Origin of the sequence: Hydrogenophaga sp. R2, from assembly GCF_049843595.1 — a bacterium.
GTDB lineage: Bacteria > Pseudomonadota > Gammaproteobacteria > Burkholderiales > Burkholderiaceae_C > Hydrogenophaga.
On sequence record NZ_JBBHZN010000003.1, the window covers coordinates 318,805 to 338,473 of the forward strand.

Annotated in this window: 14 protein-coding genes and 1 pseudogene; 8 read left to right on the top strand and 7 right to left on the bottom strand. The window is 68.5% G+C overall.

All coding sequences use genetic code 11. The features are described 5' to 3' along the window. The first annotated feature begins 14 nt into the window (after window positions 1-14). Together WD026_RS12830 and WD026_RS12835 are read left to right on the top strand one after the other, a co-directional pair. Complete coding sequence (locus WD026_RS12830; RefSeq protein WP_425724047.1) at window positions 15-2,048, top strand: two-component system sensor histidine kinase NtrB; 2,034 nt, start codon at window positions 15-17, stop codon at window positions 2,046-2,048. Continuing rightward, complete coding sequence (locus WD026_RS12835) at window positions 2,045-2,671, top strand: response regulator transcription factor (protein WP_425724048.1); 627 nt, start codon at window positions 2,045-2,047, stop codon at window positions 2,669-2,671. Before WD026_RS12830 ends, WD026_RS12835 begins: the two co-directional genes overlap by 4 nt. Here the strand turns inward: WD026_RS12835 and WD026_RS12840 are convergent, their stop codons facing one another. Next, window positions 2,672-2,842: a hypothetical protein gene (locus WD026_RS12840; RefSeq protein ID WP_425724049.1), complete on the bottom strand. Its 171-nt coding sequence runs from the start codon at window positions 2,840-2,842 to the stop codon at window positions 2,672-2,674. Here WD026_RS12840 and mltA point away from each other — a divergent pair. Next, on the top strand, window positions 2,775-4,010 hold the full coding sequence (gene mltA / locus WD026_RS12845) for a murein transglycosylase A (RefSeq protein WP_425724050.1): 1,236 nt from the start codon (window positions 2,775-2,777) through the stop codon (window positions 4,008-4,010). The genes WD026_RS12840 and mltA overlap by 68 nt on opposite strands. A gap of 9 nt (window positions 4,011-4,019) precedes the next feature. On the opposite strand, the gene WD026_RS12850 is transcribed toward mltA, so the two are convergent. The 6 genes from WD026_RS12850 to WD026_RS12875 form a co-directional block, all read right to left on the bottom strand. Continuing rightward, window positions 4,020-5,036 carry a hypothetical protein gene (locus WD026_RS12850; RefSeq protein WP_425724051.1) on the bottom strand — a complete coding sequence of 339 codons (1,017 nt, stop codon included), beginning with the start codon at window positions 5,034-5,036 and terminating at the stop codon, window positions 4,020-4,022. Then, entirely contained in the window at window positions 5,033-7,753 is a 2,721-nt protein-coding gene (locus tag WD026_RS12855) for a fimbria/pilus outer membrane usher protein (protein ID WP_425724052.1), read from the bottom strand. The genes WD026_RS12850 and WD026_RS12855 overlap by 4 nt, the downstream gene beginning before the upstream one ends. A gap of 80 nt (window positions 7,754-7,833) precedes the next feature. Next, entirely contained in the window at window positions 7,834-8,598 is a 765-nt protein-coding gene (locus WD026_RS12860; RefSeq protein WP_425724053.1) for a fimbrial biogenesis chaperone, read from the bottom strand. Window positions 8,599-8,614: 16 nt separating this feature from the next. After that, window positions 8,615-8,974: a hypothetical protein gene (locus WD026_RS12865; protein WP_425724054.1), complete on the bottom strand. Its 360-nt coding sequence runs from the start codon at window positions 8,972-8,974 to the stop codon at window positions 8,615-8,617. Between the two features lie 90 nt (window positions 8,975-9,064). Beyond that, complete coding sequence (locus tag WD026_RS12870; RefSeq protein ID WP_425724055.1) at window positions 9,065-9,544, bottom strand: spore coat protein U domain-containing protein; 480 nt, start codon at window positions 9,542-9,544, stop codon at window positions 9,065-9,067. Between the two features lie 165 nt (window positions 9,545-9,709). After that, complete coding sequence (locus WD026_RS12875) at window positions 9,710-10,207, bottom strand: Lrp/AsnC family transcriptional regulator (RefSeq protein WP_425724056.1); 498 nt, start codon at window positions 10,205-10,207, stop codon at window positions 9,710-9,712. A 169-nt stretch (window positions 10,208-10,376) separates the two neighbouring features. On the opposite strand from WD026_RS12875, the gene WD026_RS12880 reads away from it, so the two are divergent. The 5 genes and pseudogenes from WD026_RS12880 to WD026_RS12900 all read left to right on the top strand — a co-directional run bounded on the left by WD026_RS12880 (window position 10,377) and on the right by WD026_RS12900 (window position 19,668). After that, entirely contained in the window at window positions 10,377-13,988 is a 3,612-nt protein-coding gene (locus tag WD026_RS12880; RefSeq protein WP_425724057.1) for an indolepyruvate ferredoxin oxidoreductase family protein, read from the top strand. 114 nt (window positions 13,989-14,102) lie between these two features. After that, a complete protein-coding gene (yajC, locus tag WD026_RS12885) occupies window positions 14,103-14,420 on the top strand; it encodes a preprotein translocase subunit YajC (RefSeq protein ID WP_425724058.1) in 318 nt (105 codons plus the stop codon). Window positions 14,421-14,453: 33 nt separating this feature from the next. Next, window positions 14,454-16,334, top strand: a complete 1,881-nt coding sequence (secD, locus tag WD026_RS12890) for a protein translocase subunit SecD (RefSeq protein WP_425724059.1) — start codon at window positions 14,454-14,456, stop codon at window positions 16,332-16,334. Between the two features lie 46 nt (window positions 16,335-16,380). Next, window positions 16,381-17,331 (top strand): protein translocase subunit SecF, encoded by a 951-nt coding sequence (secF, locus tag WD026_RS12895; protein WP_425724060.1) that lies wholly within the window; start codon window positions 16,381-16,383, stop codon window positions 17,329-17,331. Between the two features lie 75 nt (window positions 17,332-17,406). Continuing rightward, window positions 17,407-19,668: pseudogene (locus WD026_RS12900) on the top strand (DUF1631 family protein). Window position 19,669: the final 1 nt, after the last annotated feature.

The window sequence follows — 19,669 nt, forward strand, 5'->3', positions numbered from 1 at the left end:
CCTTCGGGCCTGGCGTGGCGTTTCAGGTCAAGTCACCGCGCTGGCTCCTGTGGGCCGTGCTGCTGCTGCTGGTGGGCATGCTGCTCACGGTGCTGGTGTTCCTGGCCGCCGAATACGAAGAGGCCAGCGACCAGGCCGAGCTCGACCAGGACGCCGCCGCGCTGGCCAGCGACATCCGCAGCGCCCTGCTGCGCAATGTGCAGACGCTGCAGTCCCTGCACGTGACCGCGCTCACCCCGGAAGCCTGGACCGCCCGGTCGGCCGGCGTGCTGTCGCTGCACCGGGAGATGGTGCGCATCGAGTGGCGCGCAGCCGGTCGCGACGGCCGCATCCTGGCCCAGGCCGACACGCCCTACCTGCGGCCGGTGTTCGGCTTCATGCCGCGCGCCCAGACCCAGCCCGAGGTGCGGCTGGCCTGCGACAACGCCCAGCGCCTGTCGGGTCCGGCGTATTCCCGCAGCTACTTCTGGCCCATGCGGGAGGGCACCGGCATGGAGCTCATCGAGATGTGCCTGCCGTTGTTCCAGGCCGGCGAGCAGGCCGGCGCGCTGGTGGCCACCTATTCGCTCGGCGGTCTGCTGTCGGAGCTGACCAACCGCGACCTGCTGCGCAACCGGGGCCTGGCCTTCAACGATGCCGACGGCACCCGGCTGGCGGTGCACAGCAGCCTGCAGGGCGGGCGCCGCAACCTGCGTTCGGTCTCGGTGCTCGACCTGCCGGGGCATACCCTGATCCTGCAGCTCGAGGCCCAGCGCCGCGCCCTGGGCCTCTTCCCCAATGTGCTGACCGCCGTGGTCGGTGCCCTGTGTCTGGCCCTGCTGGCGGTGCTGGCCCTGCTGGGGCGAGACATCCGCCGCCGCCAGCGTGCCGAGCAGAACCTGGCCGAGGCGCTGGCCTTCCGCAAGGCCATGGAGGATTCGCTGGTCACCGGCCTGCGTGCGCGCGACATGAACGGCCGCATCACCTACGTGAACCCGGCCTTCTGCCAGCTGGTGGGGCGCACCTCGGACGAGCTGGTGGGCACCGGTCTGCCGGCGCCCTGGTGGCCGCCCGACCTGGTGGACGAATACCAGCAGCGCCAGGCCGTGCGGCTGGCCGGCAAGACGCTGCCGCGCGAGGGCTTCGAGTCGGTCTTCCAGCGCACCGACGGCACCCGCGTGCCGGTGCTCATCATCGAAGCCCCGCTGATCGACGCCCAGGGCCAGCAGACCGGCTACATGAGTGCGGTGCTCGACCTCACCGAGCAGCGCCGGGTCGAGGAGCTCAACCGCGCCTCCCAGGAGCGCCTGCAGGCCACGGCCCGCCTGGCCACGGTGGGCGAGATGGCGTCCCTCATCAGCCACGAGCTCAACCAGCCGCTGGCGGCGATTGCCAGCTATGCCAACGGCACGCTCAACATGCTGCGCGACGAGACCGCCCCGCCCTTGCCACCGGCCGATCTGCGCCGCGTCATCGAACGCATTGCCGAGCAGGCCGACCGGGCCGGACGCGTCATCAAGAGCGTGGCCGACTTCGTGCGGCGGCGCGACCAGGTGCGCGAAGCGGTCAACCCCGCCAGCCTGCTCACCAGCATCCAGCCGCTGCTGGTGCTGCAGGCCAAGAAGGACGGCATCCGCCTGCAGCTGGCGGTCGACGACGACCTGCCGGCCGTGCAGTGCGACCGCACCATGATCGAGCAGGTGCTGCTCAACCTGGCGCGCAACGGCATCCAGGCCATGCCCCCGGGCGATCCGCCCATGGACAGCGGTCTGCGCCGCCTGCGGATCGCCGCTGCACGCGACGCCGATCCGGCCTGGGTGGCCTTTGAAGTCACCGACCACGGCCAGGGTCTGAGCGACGAGGTGCGGGAGCACCTGGGCACCCCGTTCTTCACCACCAAGGCCGAAGGCATGGGCCTGGGCCTGAGCCTGTGCCGCACCGTCATCGAGCAGCACGGCAGCGGCCTGAGCTTCGAGCCGGTGGCCCCGCGCGGTACCTGTTTCCGTTTCCGGTTGCCGGTGGCTGCCACGCTGCCCAGCGCGCAGGGCTCACCTATCATCGCGCCATGACGCCCTTCCCCGACGCCCGCATCCACCTCGTCGACGACGATGCCGGCGTCCGCGAGGCGCTGGCCTGGCTGCTGCGCACACGGCGGCTGGTGAGCGATGCCTACGACAGCGCCGAAGCCTTCCTGGCCAGCCCCGCCGCCCGCCAGGAACCCCAGGTGCCCAGCTGCCTGCTGCTGGACGTGCGCATGCCCGGCATGAGCGGTCTGGCCCTGTTCGAACAGCTGCTGACCCTGCCGTGGCAGCCGGCGCTGCCGGTGATCTTTCTCTCGGGCCACGCCGACGTGCCCACGGCGGTGGCGGCGGTCAAGCGCGGCGCCTTCGATTTCTGCGAGAAACCGTTTTCCGACAACGCGCTGGTGGACCGCGTGGAGCAGGCCCTGGCCCGCTCGGCCGAGGTGATTGCCCAGCGCCGGGTGCAGCGCGACCTGCAGCAGCGGCTGGACAGCCTGACCGACCGCGAACGCGACGTGATGGACCTGGTGGTGGCCGGCCTGCCCAACAAGCTGGTGGCCGACCAGCTGCAGATCAGCGTGCGCACGGTGGAAGTGCACCGCTCACGGGTGTTCGACAAGATGGGTGTGAAGTCGGCCGTGGAGCTGGCCAACATCCTGCGGGGAACGTGATCAGCGTGGCGCCGATCCATCCTGGGGGTCGTCGCCCTGCTGGCCGGCCCGTTTTTCAGCCTCCACCGATTCCGGCAATTCGCCCTTGCGGCGGCCCGAGAACATGGTCCACCACACAATGAAGATGAGCAACAGCAGCGCGCCGAGCGCTTCGAGCAACAGCAGGGTCATGACCGGCATTCTAGGAAGCCTGTGCTTCCTGCTGGCCTCGTGTGCCTTCTCGCCGGGCGTGACCACCGCCCCGGCCCCCGCCGGCCCGCCGGCCCAGACCCCGGCGCCGGTGGCCGTACCGTCCGACACCGCCCCCTTGCCGCCGCCGGTGCAGCGCAACAAGAGCCGCTGGGTGCCGGTGCGCTGGTCCGAACTGCCCGGCTGGGGCAACGATGGCCTGCACGAGGTGTGGAACGCCTGGGTGCGTGGTTGTGAACGCCCGGTGCAGGGCCATGCCGGCCTGTGCGCCGAGGTGCGCCAGCGCAGCATCGCGACCCCGGCCGAGCAGGCCGCCTGGGTGATGAGCCGCTTCCAGCCCTACCGCGTGACCGAGGCCGACGGTCGCCTGCCCGACGGCCTGCTCACCGGTTACTACGAACCCATCCTGCGCGCCAGCCGCGTGGCCACACCGGTGTTCCGGGTGCCGCTGCATGCGCCGCCGGCCGGCCTGCAGAGCGGCCAGGTCTGGTACAGCCGCCAGCAGATCGACACCCTGCCCGCCGCGCAGGCGGCCCTGGCCGGCCGGGCCATTGCGTGGCTGGCCGACCCGATCGATGCGCTCATCCTGCAGATCCAGGGCTCCGGCCGGTTGCTGGTGCGCGAGGTGGACGGCACCGAGCGCACCGTGCGCCTGGCGTTTGCCGCCCACAACGGACAGCCCTACCAGAGCGTGGGTCGCTGGCTGCTCGACCAGGGCGCCATCCGCGAAGCCTCGTGGGAATCCATCAAGGCCTGGGTGGCGCAGAACCCGGGCCGGCTCAACGAGATGCTGTGGGCCAACCCGCGCACCGTGTTCTTCCGCGAGGAGGCCCTGAGCGATCTGGATGGCCGCTTCGGGCCGCGCGGCGCGCAGGGTGTGCCGCTCACACCGGGCCGCTCGATCGCGGTCGACCCGCAGAGCATCCCCTACGGCACACCGGTGTGGCTGGCCACCCAGGGCCCCACGCTCAACACCGCCCGGCTCGTCATGGCCCAGGACACCGGAGGTGCCATCGTCGGTGCTGTGCGGGCCGACCTGTTCACCGGCTGGGGCGACAGCCAGGGCGATGCCTACACACTGGCCGCTGCCCTCAAGCAACCCTTGCAGATGTGGGTGCTGTGGCCTCGCGGCGGAGCGCTGCCGCCCTGATCTGCCCGGTCAGTTGTAGGTGATGGTGACCGTGTAGGGCCTGGAGGTGACACAAGGGCTCACGCAGCTGGCGTTGCCGGCCTGCCCTGCCGCTGCACGCCCTTGCAGGTAGATCGTCTGGTTGCCGTTCAATGTGCCTGCAGTGGGGTACAGGGCACTCAACCCCGAGGTGGGCACCGTGGGGCTGTTGGACAGACCCAGCACATACCCGACACCTCTGACGGTCCCGTTCAGTGGCGTCGTCACCGACGGGGCGCCCTGGTCGCGGATGTCGATCGTCCACGAACCCGAGTTGCACGAGACCGTCGTCAACTGCTGGGAAAAGGTGCTGTCGGTGCTGGCGAACGAGGTGTAGTTGAAGGTCGGGTTCGTCAGGGCCCCGATCGTGCAGGTGGTGGGAACCGTGGCCGTCATGACCGAGGCATCGTTGTTGGTCGTGGTCTGAAAACTGCCACCGCCACTGACGATGGTGCCGGACGTGACGAGCTGCAGCTTGCCCACGTAGGTCCCCACTCCCGCAGCAGTGGCCGGGATCCGCACGCACAGGTTCAGGAAGTAATTCTGAATGCCGAACGAACCCGGTCCGGTCACGCTGAAGTTGGAAAACAGGGTGATGGCACCGCTGGTGGCCTGACTGGGTGCTGCCCCGGCGCAGGACGGAAAGGTGCCGGACGCCGTGTTGGCCACGGGTGAGCCCGTGGTTCGATTGAAGGTGTACGCAATCAATGCAGTACCTGTCGTCAGTTTCAGGTAGGTGCCGATCCCGGCATTGGCGTTGTCCAGGAATGCGACGGTGGCCGTCAGCCTGCCTGTCTTCGTGCCGGCAGCGGTCGACTGGCAAGCGAAGCGAGCCGTCATGTTGATCGTCTGTCCTGTCGTTCCCGTGCCAGAGGTCCCGACCGTCACCGTGGGTGGCGAGATGGACGGCAGACAGCGGAGCACGTTCTGGGCAAGGGCCTCCGACGGGCCTGCCACCGCTCCCGAAAGCATGCACAGGAACAGCCACAGCAGCCTCGGTGTCTTCATCGTTTCACCCCTTCGCATTTCAACGGCCCGAGCCGCACGATCTCGTCGGCCTTGCCCTCCGGCAAGGCCACAGTCATGTCGCAGGCCGCATCGCCGTGCCGCAGGCGCAGCCTGTTGTGGGGCTGTAGCCCGGTCAGGTAGGCCTCGCCGCGACGGGCCACATAGAACACCTGGGCATCGCCCTGCAGGTCGATCTCGGCTCCTGCCGGCGCGGGTTCACCGTCGTCCAGGATGATGCGCAGCAGCGCGGCGCGACCACTGCGCACCGGGAACTTCAGGCGCACCGCGCTGCGCCAGGCCGGGACCGCGTTCATCTCGATGGCATCGATCTCGGCGGTCACCGGCAGGTCGGACGCGTCCAGCCGCACCGGGTTGGTGTTGTAGGCCATCAGGTTGGAGATCAGCGCCATGCCATCGGCATTGGTCACGCCGTCGGCATTGCCGTACCGGCCCACCCGGATGTCGGCATGACCCGGCACCTCCACCAGGGCAAAGCTGTCGCGCACCGTGTGGGTGGCGAACACCTGGCCGCCCATGACCACCAGCCCGCCCTGCATGCCCAGGCGCAGCGCCTGCTGCCCGGCCGAGACGCTGACGTCGCTGGAGAACTGGCTGCGGGCGCCCCGCCAGTACAGGCCGCCTTCGGCCAGCGCGCCACCGTTGCGGTAGCCCGACAGCACCCGCCACGACACCGGCTGCTCGCCCTGCGTGGTGTCCGACGCCGAGGCATAGGCGCTGAGCTCGCCGCCGCTGCGGGTGACATGGTTGTTGACGTAGGTGCCCCCCAGCGGGAACGACAGCGACACCCCGATGGAGGTGCCCGAACTGGCCCCGCTGGCCCGGCTCAGGCTGAAGGCCAGGTTGCTGTTCTTGCCGATGCGCACGCCGTAGTTCAGGCTGCTGGTGGTGATGGCTGCCTGTCCGGCGTAGAGGATGCGGGCCACGGCCCACCCCACGCTGTGCCGCTCGCCCAGGTTGAAGTTGTGGTTGAGCGACCACTGCTGCCGCGCCGTGCCGAACGAGAAGGCCGGGTCGCTGCCCAGCGCCCGGTAGCGGTCGTCGCTGCGCTCCAGACGCAGCCCCAGCTGCTGGTCCGTGCCGGGGTAGTTGAGGCCGATCGCCCATTGCCGGCCCGTGCCGTCCAGGTCGCTGCGGCTCAGGCCCAGACCCGCTTCACCCAGCCAGCGGTCGAACAGGGCCACCGTGGCGGCGGTGCCGGCGTTGCTGACGGACCGGCTCCAGGCGCCCGTGACTTCCAGGGTCAGCGTCTTGCTGATGCCGCTTCGCCACAGGCCCGACACAAAGGCCTGCCCGTAGTCGGCACTGGCCTCACCCAGCCGCTGGCGCAGCAACCCGGTTTCTGCACTCCAGTCGGTCAGCCCCTCGTCGAGCATGTTGCCGCCGCTGAGGAAGGGTTGCACCAGCACCGTCTCGCGGCCCAGCAGGTCGCGTACCACCACGCGGGCCTGCCCTGCGCCGCCCAGGAATTGAAGGTTGTCGATGGTGAACGGGCCGGTGGGGACCTTGGAGGTCTGGCGCAGCACATCGTTCACATACAGCTCCACCGTGCTGGGCGCGGTGGAGGTGCCGCTGATCACCGGCACCGGCTGGGTGATGAGGCCGGGCGACATCATGTAGTTGCGTCCGATCTGGATGCCGCCGAAGTACACCCCCCGGCCTGTCAGGCCGCTGCGGCTGACGCTGTCGCCCAGCCGCAGCGTGAGGTTGTGGTCCGGGAAGTCGCGGGTGAAGGTGGTTTCCAGCCGACGCCAGCGCGCTGGTGCCTCCACCGTGTCGGCCAGCAGGTTGTTGCCGATGTGGCTGGACGTGAGCACCCCCAGCGGACCGGTCATGCCCAGCTCCATCAGGGCACCCGCATCCTGATACCGGCCGCTGCCCTTGAACTGGCTGGCGTTGTAGTTGAGGTCGTAGTTCAGAAAGGTGGCGAACTCCGACGGGCTCACCACCGGACGCTGGCCCATGGCCTGACCGATGCGGGTGGCGGCAAAGGCGTTGGCAGAAAAGTCGATGGCCAGGCTCTGCTCGGCGGCGTTGAAGCGGGCCGTGAAGCCCTGGATGGCGTCCAGCGGATACCAGGTCTGCTGGCGGGCCCGGATGCTGCCCTGCTCCGGTGGCCGTGCCATGCGCCATTCCGGAAACGCATCGGCCGGTGCATAGAACTTGCCCTCCACCTCCAGCAGCAGCCAGTTGCCCACCGACACGGTGTTGATGGTCACGTCCAGAGGGCGCCAGCGCAGGCTGCCCGGCGGCGGTGTGGGGGAGCCCAGGGCGGTGCCCAGGGGCGGCGTGGCGCCGGAGGGTGCTGCCGCCACCAGAACCGGCCGCTGGGCGTTGACGACGGCAGGGGCGGGCGTGGCGACAGCATCGGCCGCCTTCATGACGGGTGCCGGCGTGCCGTCCATCAGCCCTGGGGCCACCGACAGCTCCATGCGGTGTTCCGCCGGGTAGAAGCGGACCTCGGCGCCGCGCAGGCTCAGCAAGGGCCACCACGACTGGCCCTCGTGCTGTTGCGCATGGATGACGGCGGGGCGCCTCAGGGCCCAGCGGGCCCAGGCGTTTTCCGGCACCAGGATCACGCCTTCACGGTCCATGATCGGCCACCGACCCACCGGCGTGCCGTTCACCACCACATCCATGGGCTGTGCAGTGAGGCCGGTCGACCCGGCCCACGCGCCGTCCTGCCATGCGGCGACCATGCACAAGGCCACCCATGCAGCCAGCCGGCATGACCGACCTGGGGTGGGGAGATCGCGAACCTTCACCGGTCACTCCTGCATCAGGGCAGTTGGGCGGTGAAGCGGCTGGTCTGTCCATCGTCAAACTGCACCTCCACCGTCAGGGGGGCGATGCCGGTCACGCCGGCCCCCTCCGGTTTGGGCATGACGGTGCGGCGCGCACCGGGGAGCAGGTAGGCGCCGCCTTCGGAGCGGGCCAGCGTCTGGTCGTTGCGGTGCAGGCGCACTTCACGTATCTGGGCATACGCGGTGCCGGTGTTGGCGCAGCTCACGCCGGGTGCGCCGGCTTCGCCCCGCACCAGCTCGCAGGCCACTTCCCGTCGGGCCGGTGGCGGGGTGATGAACACCGGCATGGACAAAGCCAGGGCGATCGGCAACTGGATCCCCTGCTGCTTGGGCTGGGTGATTTCCGGCACCTCACGCACGATCAGACGGTAGGTGAGCTGCTGGCTCATGTCGGCCGGGCGCAGCAGGGCCAGGCGCACCACCTGCCTGGCACCGGCCTCCAGCCTGATGATGGGAGGGGACAGGATCAGGTCTTCCGAGAGCACGAGCTGGTCGGTGCCGTCGGCTGTCTGGGACCAGGCGAAGACATCGGCCTGCAAGGCCACGGCGGTGTCGCCCTCGTTGGTGAGCGTGATGGCCACGGCGCGGTCGCGGGGCTTCATGTAGATGCGCACCGGCGACACCGAGAAGGAGCCGGCCCAGCCGATGGTGGTCTGGCCGACCAGCAGCAGGGCCAGAAATGCATGCCGGGCCAGACGGCCCGGGCACAGAGGGACAAGGGAGCGGAGGGCGTGGGTCATGGTGTCGAGGCAAGCCTCAGAAGCTCACCATCATTTCCAGGGGGTCGGTCGGGTCGCGGGGTGAGCCGTAGATGCGCATGGCGGTCACGGTGCCCCGGCCCCACCAGTACGGGTCGATGCCGTCGTCCAGCAGACCGCTGACCACGGCACCGGGCTGCAGGTGGAAGCGGTAGGCCCCGCCGTGGCTGCCCACAAAAGGCTTGCGCGGGTCCGGGGCGATGCTGACGAAGCGGCCGTTGTCGCAGACCACCCGCACCAGGGCGTTGGGCGCCGAGGTGAGGGTTTGCGTTTCGCAGCGGGCGGTGGGTTCGGCGGCGGGGGTGCCAGGGGCAGACAGCTGGATCCGTATCTGCAGCGTGCCCGTGGCGGTCTGCACTTGAGCGCATGCCGGCGAGCACGCTCCCAATACAAGCAAGCAGAGCCCGGCATCCCTGAGCCGCATGGGGGTCCTCTGTGGCTCAAACCATCAGTAGGTGATGGTCAGCGTGCGCTGCTTGTTGGTGGATGCCGCGTTGGTGCAGGTGGTGGTGGCGCATGTTCCGGCCTGGTTTGCTGCGATCGAGGCGTCCACCGTGTAGGCCTGGTTGGTGCCGTTGCCGGTACCGCTGGCAGAAGAGAGACTCAGCGAGTAGTCCAGGTTGAGTGCCTGATCGGTGACCGTGGTCAGGTCCAGAGCCAGGGTGTACGGCAGGCTGTTGGTGCAGCGCACGTTGAAGCTGGTGCTGCCGGTGGCTGCGCTGGTCTGAAAGGAGGTGTAGGCCAGGGCGATGTCGGTGATCACCGCACCCGTGGCTGCAGCGGTGCCGTTGATTTCGCACTTGGACGTGAGGGTGACGTTGACGTTGAAATTGCCAGTGGCCGTGGCCGCTTGGGCATTCACCGAAGCGCCCACCAGGCCGGCGGCCGCCAGCAGACCAACGAGGATGCGGGAGAGGGAGGATTTCATGATCGAGTCCTGTAAAAGTACTGAAAAGATACTTACCTGTGATGGAAAGTAAGTGATTGGTACTCTATCGACCACGATCTGTCCCGACAACGCCGCCCGCTCGGCCTGTTTGACCGCTGGCGCGACCAGCGGTGAGGAACGTCACGGAACCGTGGGAAACCGGTGCTAGGGGTTGCGCCCCGCGGGGCGTTCCAGCAGGTGCGACAGCGGCAGGGCGGCGGCGGCCTTGACCTCGCCCAGCGAGAAGCTGGTGTGCAGGTCTTTCACATTCGGCAGGTTGATCAGCACTTCGCGGGCCAGCCGGCTGAAGTGGTTGAGGTCGCGGCTGACCACCTGCAGCTCGAAGGTGCCCGAGCCGCTGATGTAATGGCAGGACACCACCTCGGGCACCTGGCGGATGGCGGCTTCCAGGCTGCGGGTCACGTCGCCGCTGTTGCGGTCGGCGTCCAGCCGCACGAAGGCCAGCACGCCCAGACCCACCTTCTCGCGGTCGATCTCGGCCCGGTAGCCCCGGATGTAGCCCGCTTCTTCCAGCGCCCGCACCCGGCGCCAGCAGGGCGCGGCCGACAGGCCGACCCGCTGGGCCAGCTCGGCGTTGGTCAGGCGCCCGTCGGCCTGCAGCTCCTGCAGGATGGCGATGTCGAACTTGTCCAGGGTGTCCATGGCGTGCTCCAGCGGATCAATGGCGGAATGAATCTTTTGATTTCAACAGAAATCAAGAAAGGTTCATCCGATATTCGGCCGGAATCAGGCATGAAACGCAAACACCTCTCGGTAGCGTCCCCCTACACTCAGCGGCTGACAGCCCCGACGGGGCCAACGGAGACACGCCATGAACGCGCCCCTGCCCGAGCACATCCGCCAGGCACTCGAATCGGTCACCCTGGACGACAAGTACACGCTCGATCACGGGCGGGCCTTCATGAGCGGGGTGCAGGCCCTGGTCCGCCTGCCCATGCTGCAGCGCCAGCGGGACGCGCTGCTGGGCAGGAACACGGCGGGCTTCATCAGCGGCTACCGCGGCTCGCCCCTGGGGGGGTACGACCAGGCCCTGCAGAAGGCCGCGCCGCACCTCAAGGGCCAGAACATCGTGTTCCAGCCCGGCGTGAACGAGGAGCTGGCCGCCACCGCGCTGTGGGGCACCCAGCAGCTGGGTTTCGCGCCGCCCGGCACCAATCGGTTCGATGGCGTGTTCGGCATCTGGTACGGCAAGGGCCCGGGGGTGGACCGCTGCTCGGACGTCTTCAAGCACGCCAACATGGCCGGCACCACGCCCTGGGGCGGCGTGATCGCAGTGGCCGGTGACGACCACGTGGCCAAGAGCAGCACGGCCGCGCACCAGAGCGACCACATCTTCAAGGCCTGCGGCCTGCCGGTGTTCTTTCCGGCCAGCGTGCAGGACATCCTCGATCTGGGGCTGCATGCCTTCGCCATGAGCCGCTTTGCCGGCGTGTGGGCCGGCATGAAGACCATCCAGGAGATCGTGGAGAGCAGCGCCACCGCCATCATCGACCCGCACCGGGTGCAGATCGTGCTGCCCGAGTTCGACATGCCGCCCGGTGGCCTGCACATCCGCTGGCCCGACCACGCGCTGGAGCAGGAAGCCCGCCTGTTCGACCACAAGTGGTACGCCGCGCTGGCCTATGTGCGCGCCAACCGCCTCAACCACAACGTGATCGCCGGCCCGAACGACCGCTTCGGCGTGATCGCCAGCGGCAAGGCCTTCAACGACACCCGCCAGGCGCTCATCGATCTGGGGCTGGACGATGCCACCTGTCGCCGCATCGGCCTGCGCCTGCACAAGGTGGCGGTGGTGTGGCCGCTGGAGGCGCAGATCACCCGCGAGTTCGCCACCGGCTTGCGCGAGATCCTGGTGGTGGAGGAAAAGCGCCAGGTCATCGAGTACCAGCTCAAGGAAGAGCTCTACAACTGGCGCACCGACGTGCGCCCCAACGTGCTGGGCAAGTTCGACGAGGACGAGGGCGACTTCAGCGGTGGCGAATGGTCGCGTCCCAACCCCAGTGCCAACACCCTGCTGCGCGCCAAGGCCGACCTCACTCCGGCCATCATTGCCCGCGCCCTGGCGCGGCGCCTGAAGAAGCTGGGCCAGATCCCGGACGACGTGATGGCCCGCATCGACGCCCACCTGGCCATCCTGGATGCGCAGGAACGCTCGATGCAGACCCTGCTCACCCAAGGCGTGCAGGGCGCCGAGCGCCAGCCCTGGTTCTGCTCGGGCTGCCCGCACAACACCAGCACCAAGGTCCCTGAAGGTTCGCGCGCCATGGCCGGCATCGGCTGCCACTTCATGAGCATCTGGATGGACCGCGCCACCGTGGGCTTCACCCAGATGGGTGGCGAGGGCGTGCCCTGGGTCGGCCAGCAGCCGTTCAGCCACGACCGTCACATGTTTGCCAACCTGGGCGACGGCACCTACTTCCACAGCGGCATCCTGGCCATCCGCCAGAGCATCGCGGCGGGTGTGAACATCACCTACAAGCTGCTCTACAACGACGCGGTGGCCATGACCGGCGGCCAGCAGGTGGGCGAGCGGCCCGAGGGCCACAGCGTGGTGCAGATCGCGCAGAGCATGCGGGCCGAGGGGGCAAAGCGCATCACCATCGTCACCGACGAACCCGAGAAGTACGACGGCGTGACCGGCCTGCCCGAGGGCATTGCCATCCAGCACCGCGACACGCTGGACGCGGTGCAGCGCGAATTCCGCGAGATCGAAGGCACCACGGTCATCATTTACGACCAGACCTGCGCCACCGAAAAGCGCCGCCGCCGCAAGCGCGGCACGCTGGTGGACCCGGCGAAGCGGGTGGTCATCAACGAGGCGGTGTGCGAGGGCTGCGGCGACTGCGGCGTGCAGTCCAACTGCCTGAGCGTGGAGCCGCTGGAGACCGAGTTCGGCCGCAAGCGCCAGATCAACCAGAGCACCTGCAACAAGGACTTCTCGTGCACCCAGGGCTTCTGCCCGAGCTTCGTCACGGTGGAAGGCGGGCAGCTGCGCAAGAAGGACAAGCAGGGCAGCGGAGCCGAATGGACCGGCGGCGAGCTGCCCCATCCGGCGCTGCCGGTGCTGGGCGGCGAGGCCTGGGGCGTGATCGTGGCCGGCGTGGGTGGCACGGGCGTGATCACCATCGGCCAGCTGCTGGGCATGGCGGCGCACATCGAGGGCAAGGGCATCGTCACGCAGGACGCGGCCGGTCTGGCCCAGAAGGGCGGCGCCACCTGGAGCCATGTGCTCATCGGCGCCGACCAGGACGTCATCCGCACCACCCGCGTGTCGGCCGCTTCGGCCGACCTGGTGCTGGGCTGCGACCCCATCGTGGCCGCCCACAAGGAAACCTGGCAGCGCCTGCGCGCCGGTCGCACCCACGTGGCCCTGAACGCCACCGCCACGCCCACGGCCGCCTTCGTGCGCAACCCCGACTGGCAGAACCCGGCCCAGGCCTGTGTGGATACGCTGGTGTCATCGCTGGGCACCGAGGCCGTGGGCACCTTCGATGCCGAAGCGGCCGCCACCCGCCTCATGGGCGACAGCCTGTACGCCAACCCCATGATGCTGGGCTTTGCCTGGCAGAAGGGCTGGGTGCCGCTGCAGCTGGCTTCGCTCATGCGCGCCATCGAGCTCAACGCGGTGGCGGTGGACCGCAACAAGGCCGCCTTTGAATGGGGCCGTCGCGCGGCCCACGACGCGCAGGCCGTCATGGCGCTGGTGCGGCCGGCCACGGCCCAGGTGGTGCAGATCCGCCGCCGGGAGACGCTGGACGACCTGATCGCCCGCCGGGTGGAGTTCCTCACCGGCTACCAGAACGCGGCCTATGCCGAGCGCTACCGCCAGCAGGTGGAGCGGGTGCGCCAGGCCGAGGCGCCGCTGGGCAAGACCCTGCTGGCCGAAACCGTGGCCCGCCACCTCTTCAAGCTCATGGCCTACAAGGACGAATACGAGGTGGCCCGCCTGCACAGCGACCCCGCCTTCCACGCCCGACTGGCCAGCCAGTTCGAAGGCCACTACACGCTGCATGTGCACCTGGCACCGCCGCTGCTCTCCCGCACCAACGAGCGCGGCGAGCTGGTCAAGCGGAAGTTCGGCCCGGGCATGTTCACCGCCTTCCGCTGGCTGGCGAAGCTGCGTGGCCTGCGCGGCACCTGGCTGGACGTGTTCGGCCGCACCGAAGAGCGCCGCACCGAGCGCGCCCTGATCGTGGAATACAGCGCCGACATCGAGCGTCTGTGCGCCGGCCTGAATGCCGAGCCAAGTGCCGAACGCCATGCGCTGGCGGTCGATCTGGCGCGCATTCCGGAGCAGATCAAGGGCTTCGGACACGTCAAGGCCCGCCACCTGGCGGTGGCCCGGCAGCGCCGCGCCGAGCTGCTGGCGCGCTGGGACGGCCGGACGCAGGCCGATCCCGTCCCTCAGGCGCAAGCAGCCTGACACCCCGGGCGGGGGCGACCCCCCGCATACAATCGTCGGCTGTCTGCCGGCTGACCGGCACCCAGCCGGGTGCGGGTCGGCGGGCGCCCGTCGACAACGCAACCGGAGTCTCCCGTGCTGATTTCTCCCGCCTACGCCCAAGCCGCCGCCGGCGGCACCGAGTCCACCCTGCTGGGCATGCTGCCCCTGGTGCTGATGTTCGTGGTGCTGTATTTCGTCATGATCCGCCCCCAGCTCAAGCGCCAGAAGGAGCACAAGGCCATGGTCGAGGCCCTGGCCAAGGGCGATGAAGTCGTCACCGCCGGTGGCTTCCTGGGCAAGGTCTCCAAGATCGGTGAAACCTACATCGGCGTGGAACTTGCCGACGGCCTGGAAGTCCAGATGCAACGTTCCGCCGTGGTGCAGGTGCTGCCCAAAGGCACGATCAAGTAATTCCCCGACCCTGCTGCCCACGCCGCCCGCGCCATGAACCGTTACCCGCTCTGGAAGTACGCCATCATCGTCGTGGTGCTGGTGATCAGCGCCATCTACGCCCTGCCCAACCTGTTCGGCGAGGCGCCGGCGGTGCAGGTGTCGCCGGCGCGGGCCACCGTCAAGGTGGATTCGGCCACGGTCAGCCGGGTGGAGCGGGCGCTGGCGGAGCAGGCCCTGCAGCCGGACGTCATCCAGCTGGAAGGCACCTCGGTGCGGGCCCGCTTCGCCACCACCGACGACCAGCTCAAGGCCCGGGATGCCCTGGACAAGGCGCTCAACCCCGATCCGGCCGCGCCGGACCACATCGTCGCCCTGAACCTGGTGCCGCGCACCCCGGGCTGGCTGGCGGCCCTGCACGCCTCGCCCATGTACCTGGGTCTGGACCTGCGGGGTGGTGTGCACTTCATGTTGCAGGTGGACATGGCCGCCGCGCTGCAGCGCCGCATCGATGTGCTCACCACCGACCTGCGCAATGCGCTGCGGGAAAAGAACATCCGCCATGGCGGCATCAGCCGCAACGGCCAGGCCATCGAGCTGCGGGTGCGCGACACCGCCACCCTGAACGCCGCCACCGACCTGATCCGTGCCCAGTTCACCGACCTGCAGGTGGTCGCCACCCCCGACGGCACCGACACCCGCATCACGGCCACCATCCGTCCCGAGGCCGCCCGCGCGGTGCAGGACCAGGCCCTCAAGCAGAACATCACCACCCTGCACAACCGCATCAACGAGCTCGGCGTGGCCGAGCCGGTGATCCAGCAGCAGGGCGCCGACCGCATCGTGGTGCAGTTGCCGGGCGTGCAGGACACCGCCAAGGCCAAGGACATCCTGGGTCGCACCGCCACCCTGGAGGTGCGGCTGGTCGACGAAAGCACCGAAGGCCGTGCGGCCGAGCAGGGCAACGGCCCGGTGCCGTTCGGTTCGGAGCGGTACCCGGAGCGTTCGGGACAGGCCGTCATCGTCAAGCGCGAAGTGCTGCTGACCGGCGAAAACCTCACCGATGCCCAGGCCGGCTTCGACGACACCCAGCAGCCGGCCGTGCACCTCACGCTGGATGCCAAGGGTTCGCGCATCTTCCGCGACGTGACCCGCGACAACATCGGCAAGCGCATGGCCATCATCCTGTTCGAGAAGGGCAAGGGCGAGGTGGTCACGGCGCCGGTGATCCGGTCGGAGATCGGCGGCGGCCGGGTCCAGATTTCGGGCGCCATGTCCACCACCGAGGCCAATGACACCGCCCTGCTGCTGCGCGCCGGTTCGCTGGCTGCGCCCATGGAGATCGTCGAGGAGCGCACCATCGGCCCCAGCCTGGGCGCCGAGAACATCGAGAAGGGCTTCAACAGCGTGATCTGGGGCTTCGTGGTGATCGTCGCCTTCATGTGCATCTACTACATGGTGTTCGGCGCCTTCTCCAGCATCGCCCTGGGCTTCAACCTGCTGCTGCTGGTGTCGGTGCTGTCCATGCTGCAGGCCACGCTCACCCTGCCCGGCATCGCGGCCATGGCCCTGGCGCTGGGCATGGCCATCGACTCCAACGTGCTGATCAACGAGCGTGTGCGCGAGGAACTGCGACGGGGTGCCTCGCCGCAGATGGCCATCAATGCCGGCTACGAGCATGCCTGGGCCACCATCCTGGACTCCAACGTCACCTCGCTGATCGCCGGCCTGGCGCTGCTGATCTTCGGTTCCGGCCCGGTGCGCGGCTTTGCCGTGGTGCACTGCCTGGGCATCGTCACCAGCATGTTCTCGTCGGTGTTCTTCTCGCGCGGGCTGGTCAACCTCTGGTACGGCCGCCAGAAAAAACTCAAGACCGTTTCCATCGGCACCGTCTGGCGAGCCGACGGCCAGGCCCCGGCCCCCAAGGCCGACTGATCGCCCCTCGACCCGACCGCCGACCGAACCGTACAAGGCCCTCACGATGGAATTCTTCCGCATCCGCCGCGACATCCCGTTCATGAAGCACGCCATCGTGCTCAATGCGGTGTCGGCCATCACCTTCGTCCTCGCCGTGTTCTTCCTGGTCACCCGTGGCCTGCACCTGTCGGTGGAGTTCACCGGCGGCACCGTGATGGAGGTGGCTTACGAGCAGCCGGCCGATCTGGAGTCGGTGCGCAAGGTGGTGGAGTCGCTCGGTTATCTGGAAGTCCCGGTGCAGAACTTCGGCTCGTCGCGCGACGTGCTGCTGCGCCTGCCCGCCCAGGCCGGCAAGACGTCGGGCCAGCAGAGCGAGGAGCTGTTCGCGGCCCTCAAGGCGCAGAACCCGGCGGTGCAGCTGCAACGCACCGAGTTCGTCGGGCCGCAGGTGGGCCAGGAACTGGTGCAGAACGGTCTGCTGGCCCTGGGGCTGGTGATCGCGGGCATCATGATCTACCTCGCCATCCGCTTCGAGTGGAAGTACGCGGTCTCGGCCATCATCGCCAACCTGCACGACGTGGTGATCATCCTGGGCTTCTTCGCGTTCTTCCAGTGGGAGTTCTCGCTGGCCGTGCTGGCGGCCGTGCTGGCGGTGCTGGGCTATTCGGTGAACGAGTCGGTGGTGATCTTCGACCGCATCCGCGAGAGCTTCCGCAAGCAGCGCAAGATGTCCCCCGAACAGGTGATCGACCATGCCATCACCTCCACCATCAGCCGCACCATCATCACCCACGGATCGACCCAGATCATGGTGCTGTCCATGCTGCTGTTCGGTGGCCCTACGCTGCATTACTTCGCCATGGCCCTGACCATCGGCATCTGCTTCGGCATCTATTCCTCGGTCTTCGTGGCCGCCGCCATCGCCATGTGGCTGGGCATCCGCCGTGAGGATCTGATCAAGCCGGCCAAGACGGCGGGCGACCCGGACGACCCCAACGGCGGCGCCGTGGTGTAAGACGCAACAGGCGCCCCTCGACTGCCCTGAAGTGGCGGTGGGGGGTATCGGTGTTCATGTCATACTGGCGAGACCGTGTCCCTGCCCCAACAGAACACATCCCCGCTGGCCCGTCAGGCGCGCGAACTCTTCGTGATTCGCGTGGGACGTGTCATGCCCGAGTTGATCACCGCGGTCCAGGGGCGTCTGACCGACCTGCGCGACCAGATGTGTTCTCCGCTGGAGGCCACCCAGCGGCGTGAGGCCTGGATGACCTTCCAGCGCGTCCAGAACCAGTGGGCCGACCGTACCCGCCAGGCCCTGCAGGATGCCTATCGCAACTTCTCGGCGAACACGGCCGGCCCGGCCAGCGTGCCCGGCAAGCTCGAACTGGTGGACGACAGCACCGTCAACGACCAGATCGTCGCCTCCCGGCTGGCCATGCGCATCCTGGACAAGGCCTCGCGCGAGATCAACGAACTTCGCCTGCGCATCCAGCACCTGGAGCGACGTCAGGAAATGTCGCGCAACGACATCCTGCTGCCCGAGGTGGTGAGCCGGGTCTTCGTCGAGCAATGGATGGCCTGCGGCATGAGCCGCGACGCCTGGGTCATGGTGCAGGATGCGGTGGCCGCGCAGCTGCCCCAGACCCTGCTGGAGGCCTACGAGGCCACCAACCAGTTCCTGGTGGCCAGCGGCGTCATGAAAGAGATCGACCTGCAGGCCTTGGTGCGCCGTGCGCCCAATGCCAAGGTCGAGGCCCGGGCGCCGTCGTTCGACGAGAGCACCGGTGGCCGCTCCAGCGGCATGGGCTCTTCGGTGTCGGACGAGACCCGCATGATGACCGGGACCTCGCCCCTGGCACGCGCCCGCATGCGGGCCCAGGGTGTGGTGGGCCGCCTCAAGCGGCTGCTGATGGACCATGTGAGCGGCGACTTCGAGGCCACGCAGGTGTTGCCGCCTTCTCCGCAGCTGCAGTAGGCCATGGCCCGGTCGGCTGCGTCGCCCAGCATGGGCATCGGCCTGTACCGCAGCGGCGGTGCCGTGGCCCCGGTGGATGCGGTGGACATCGAACGCACCGCCACCGCCCTGCGCCAGCGCGCCGCCGAACTCAAGCAGGCCGCCAGCACCCCCACCGAAAAGGCCACCGTCGAAGTGGTGGCGCTCATGTTCCAGAGCATCCTGGCCGAAGAGCGCCTGCCCGCCAGCGTGCGGGTCTGGTTTGCCCGCCTCCAGATTCCGGTGCTGCGGGTGGCCCTGGCCGAACCCGAGTTCTTCAGTGCGCTGCAGCACCCGGCCCGCAAGCTGATCGACCGCATGGGCTCCTGCGTGATGGGCTTCGATTCGGACGTCGGCTCGTCGGCCCTGGAGGCCGAGATCAAGCGGGTGGTGCAGGTGATCGAGCAGTACCCGGAGACCGGTCGCCGAGTCTTCCAGCTGGTGTTCGACGAATTCGAGAAATTCCTCGCATCGCATCTGCGCGGCCAGGGCAACGCCAGCAAGGTGGTGAGCGTGGCCCAGCAGGTCGAGCAGAAGGAAACGCTGTCGGTGCAATACACCATCGAGCTGCGCAAGCTGCTCGACGATGTGCCGGTGCGGGAAGAGATCCGCACCTTCTTCTTCAAGGTCTGGGTCGATGTGCTGGCGGTGGCCAGCGTCAAGCACGGCCTCAAATCGGAAGAAACCCAGGCACTCAAGCAGGTGGCCTCCGACCTGCTGTGGGCGGCCGGCGCCAAGCCCAGCCGCAACGACCGCGCCCGGGTCATCCAGCAGTTGCCGGGCATCCTGCAGCGCCTGCGCCAGGGCATGGGTCTGCTGGGCTATCCCCAGGGTCTGCAGGACCAGCACATCAAGGCCATCAGCGACACCCTGGCCGATGCCTTCATGTCCCGCACCGAGCCCATCGCGCAGGACCAGCTCGACCGGCTCTCCCAGCGCCTGGCCAACCTGGAGGACTACCTGCCCCAGGACGGTGTGGGCGATCTGGACCTGGACGCCGAGAGCATCGAGATGATCACCGGTGTCGATGCGAGCAACATCGAAGTCATCAACGCCGGCGGCAGCAAGCCCTCCGAGGCCATGCGCCAATGGGCGCAGGAGCTGCAGATCGGTGCCTGGTTCGGTCTGGACCATGGCGGCAAGCTGCTCAATGTGCAGCTGGCCTGGCGCAGCGAGCGCGGCCAGATCTGCATGTTCGTGACCCATTCCGGCCGCTGCTACCTGATTCAGGCGCAGCGCCTGGCCGCGTACCTGCAGGCCGGTCTGCTGGTGCCGACCGAGGAAGAAGCCCTCACGGTGCGTGCCACCCGCGACGCCCTGGAGCGGCTGGACGCCAACCCGGGTCGTCTGCTGGCCTGAC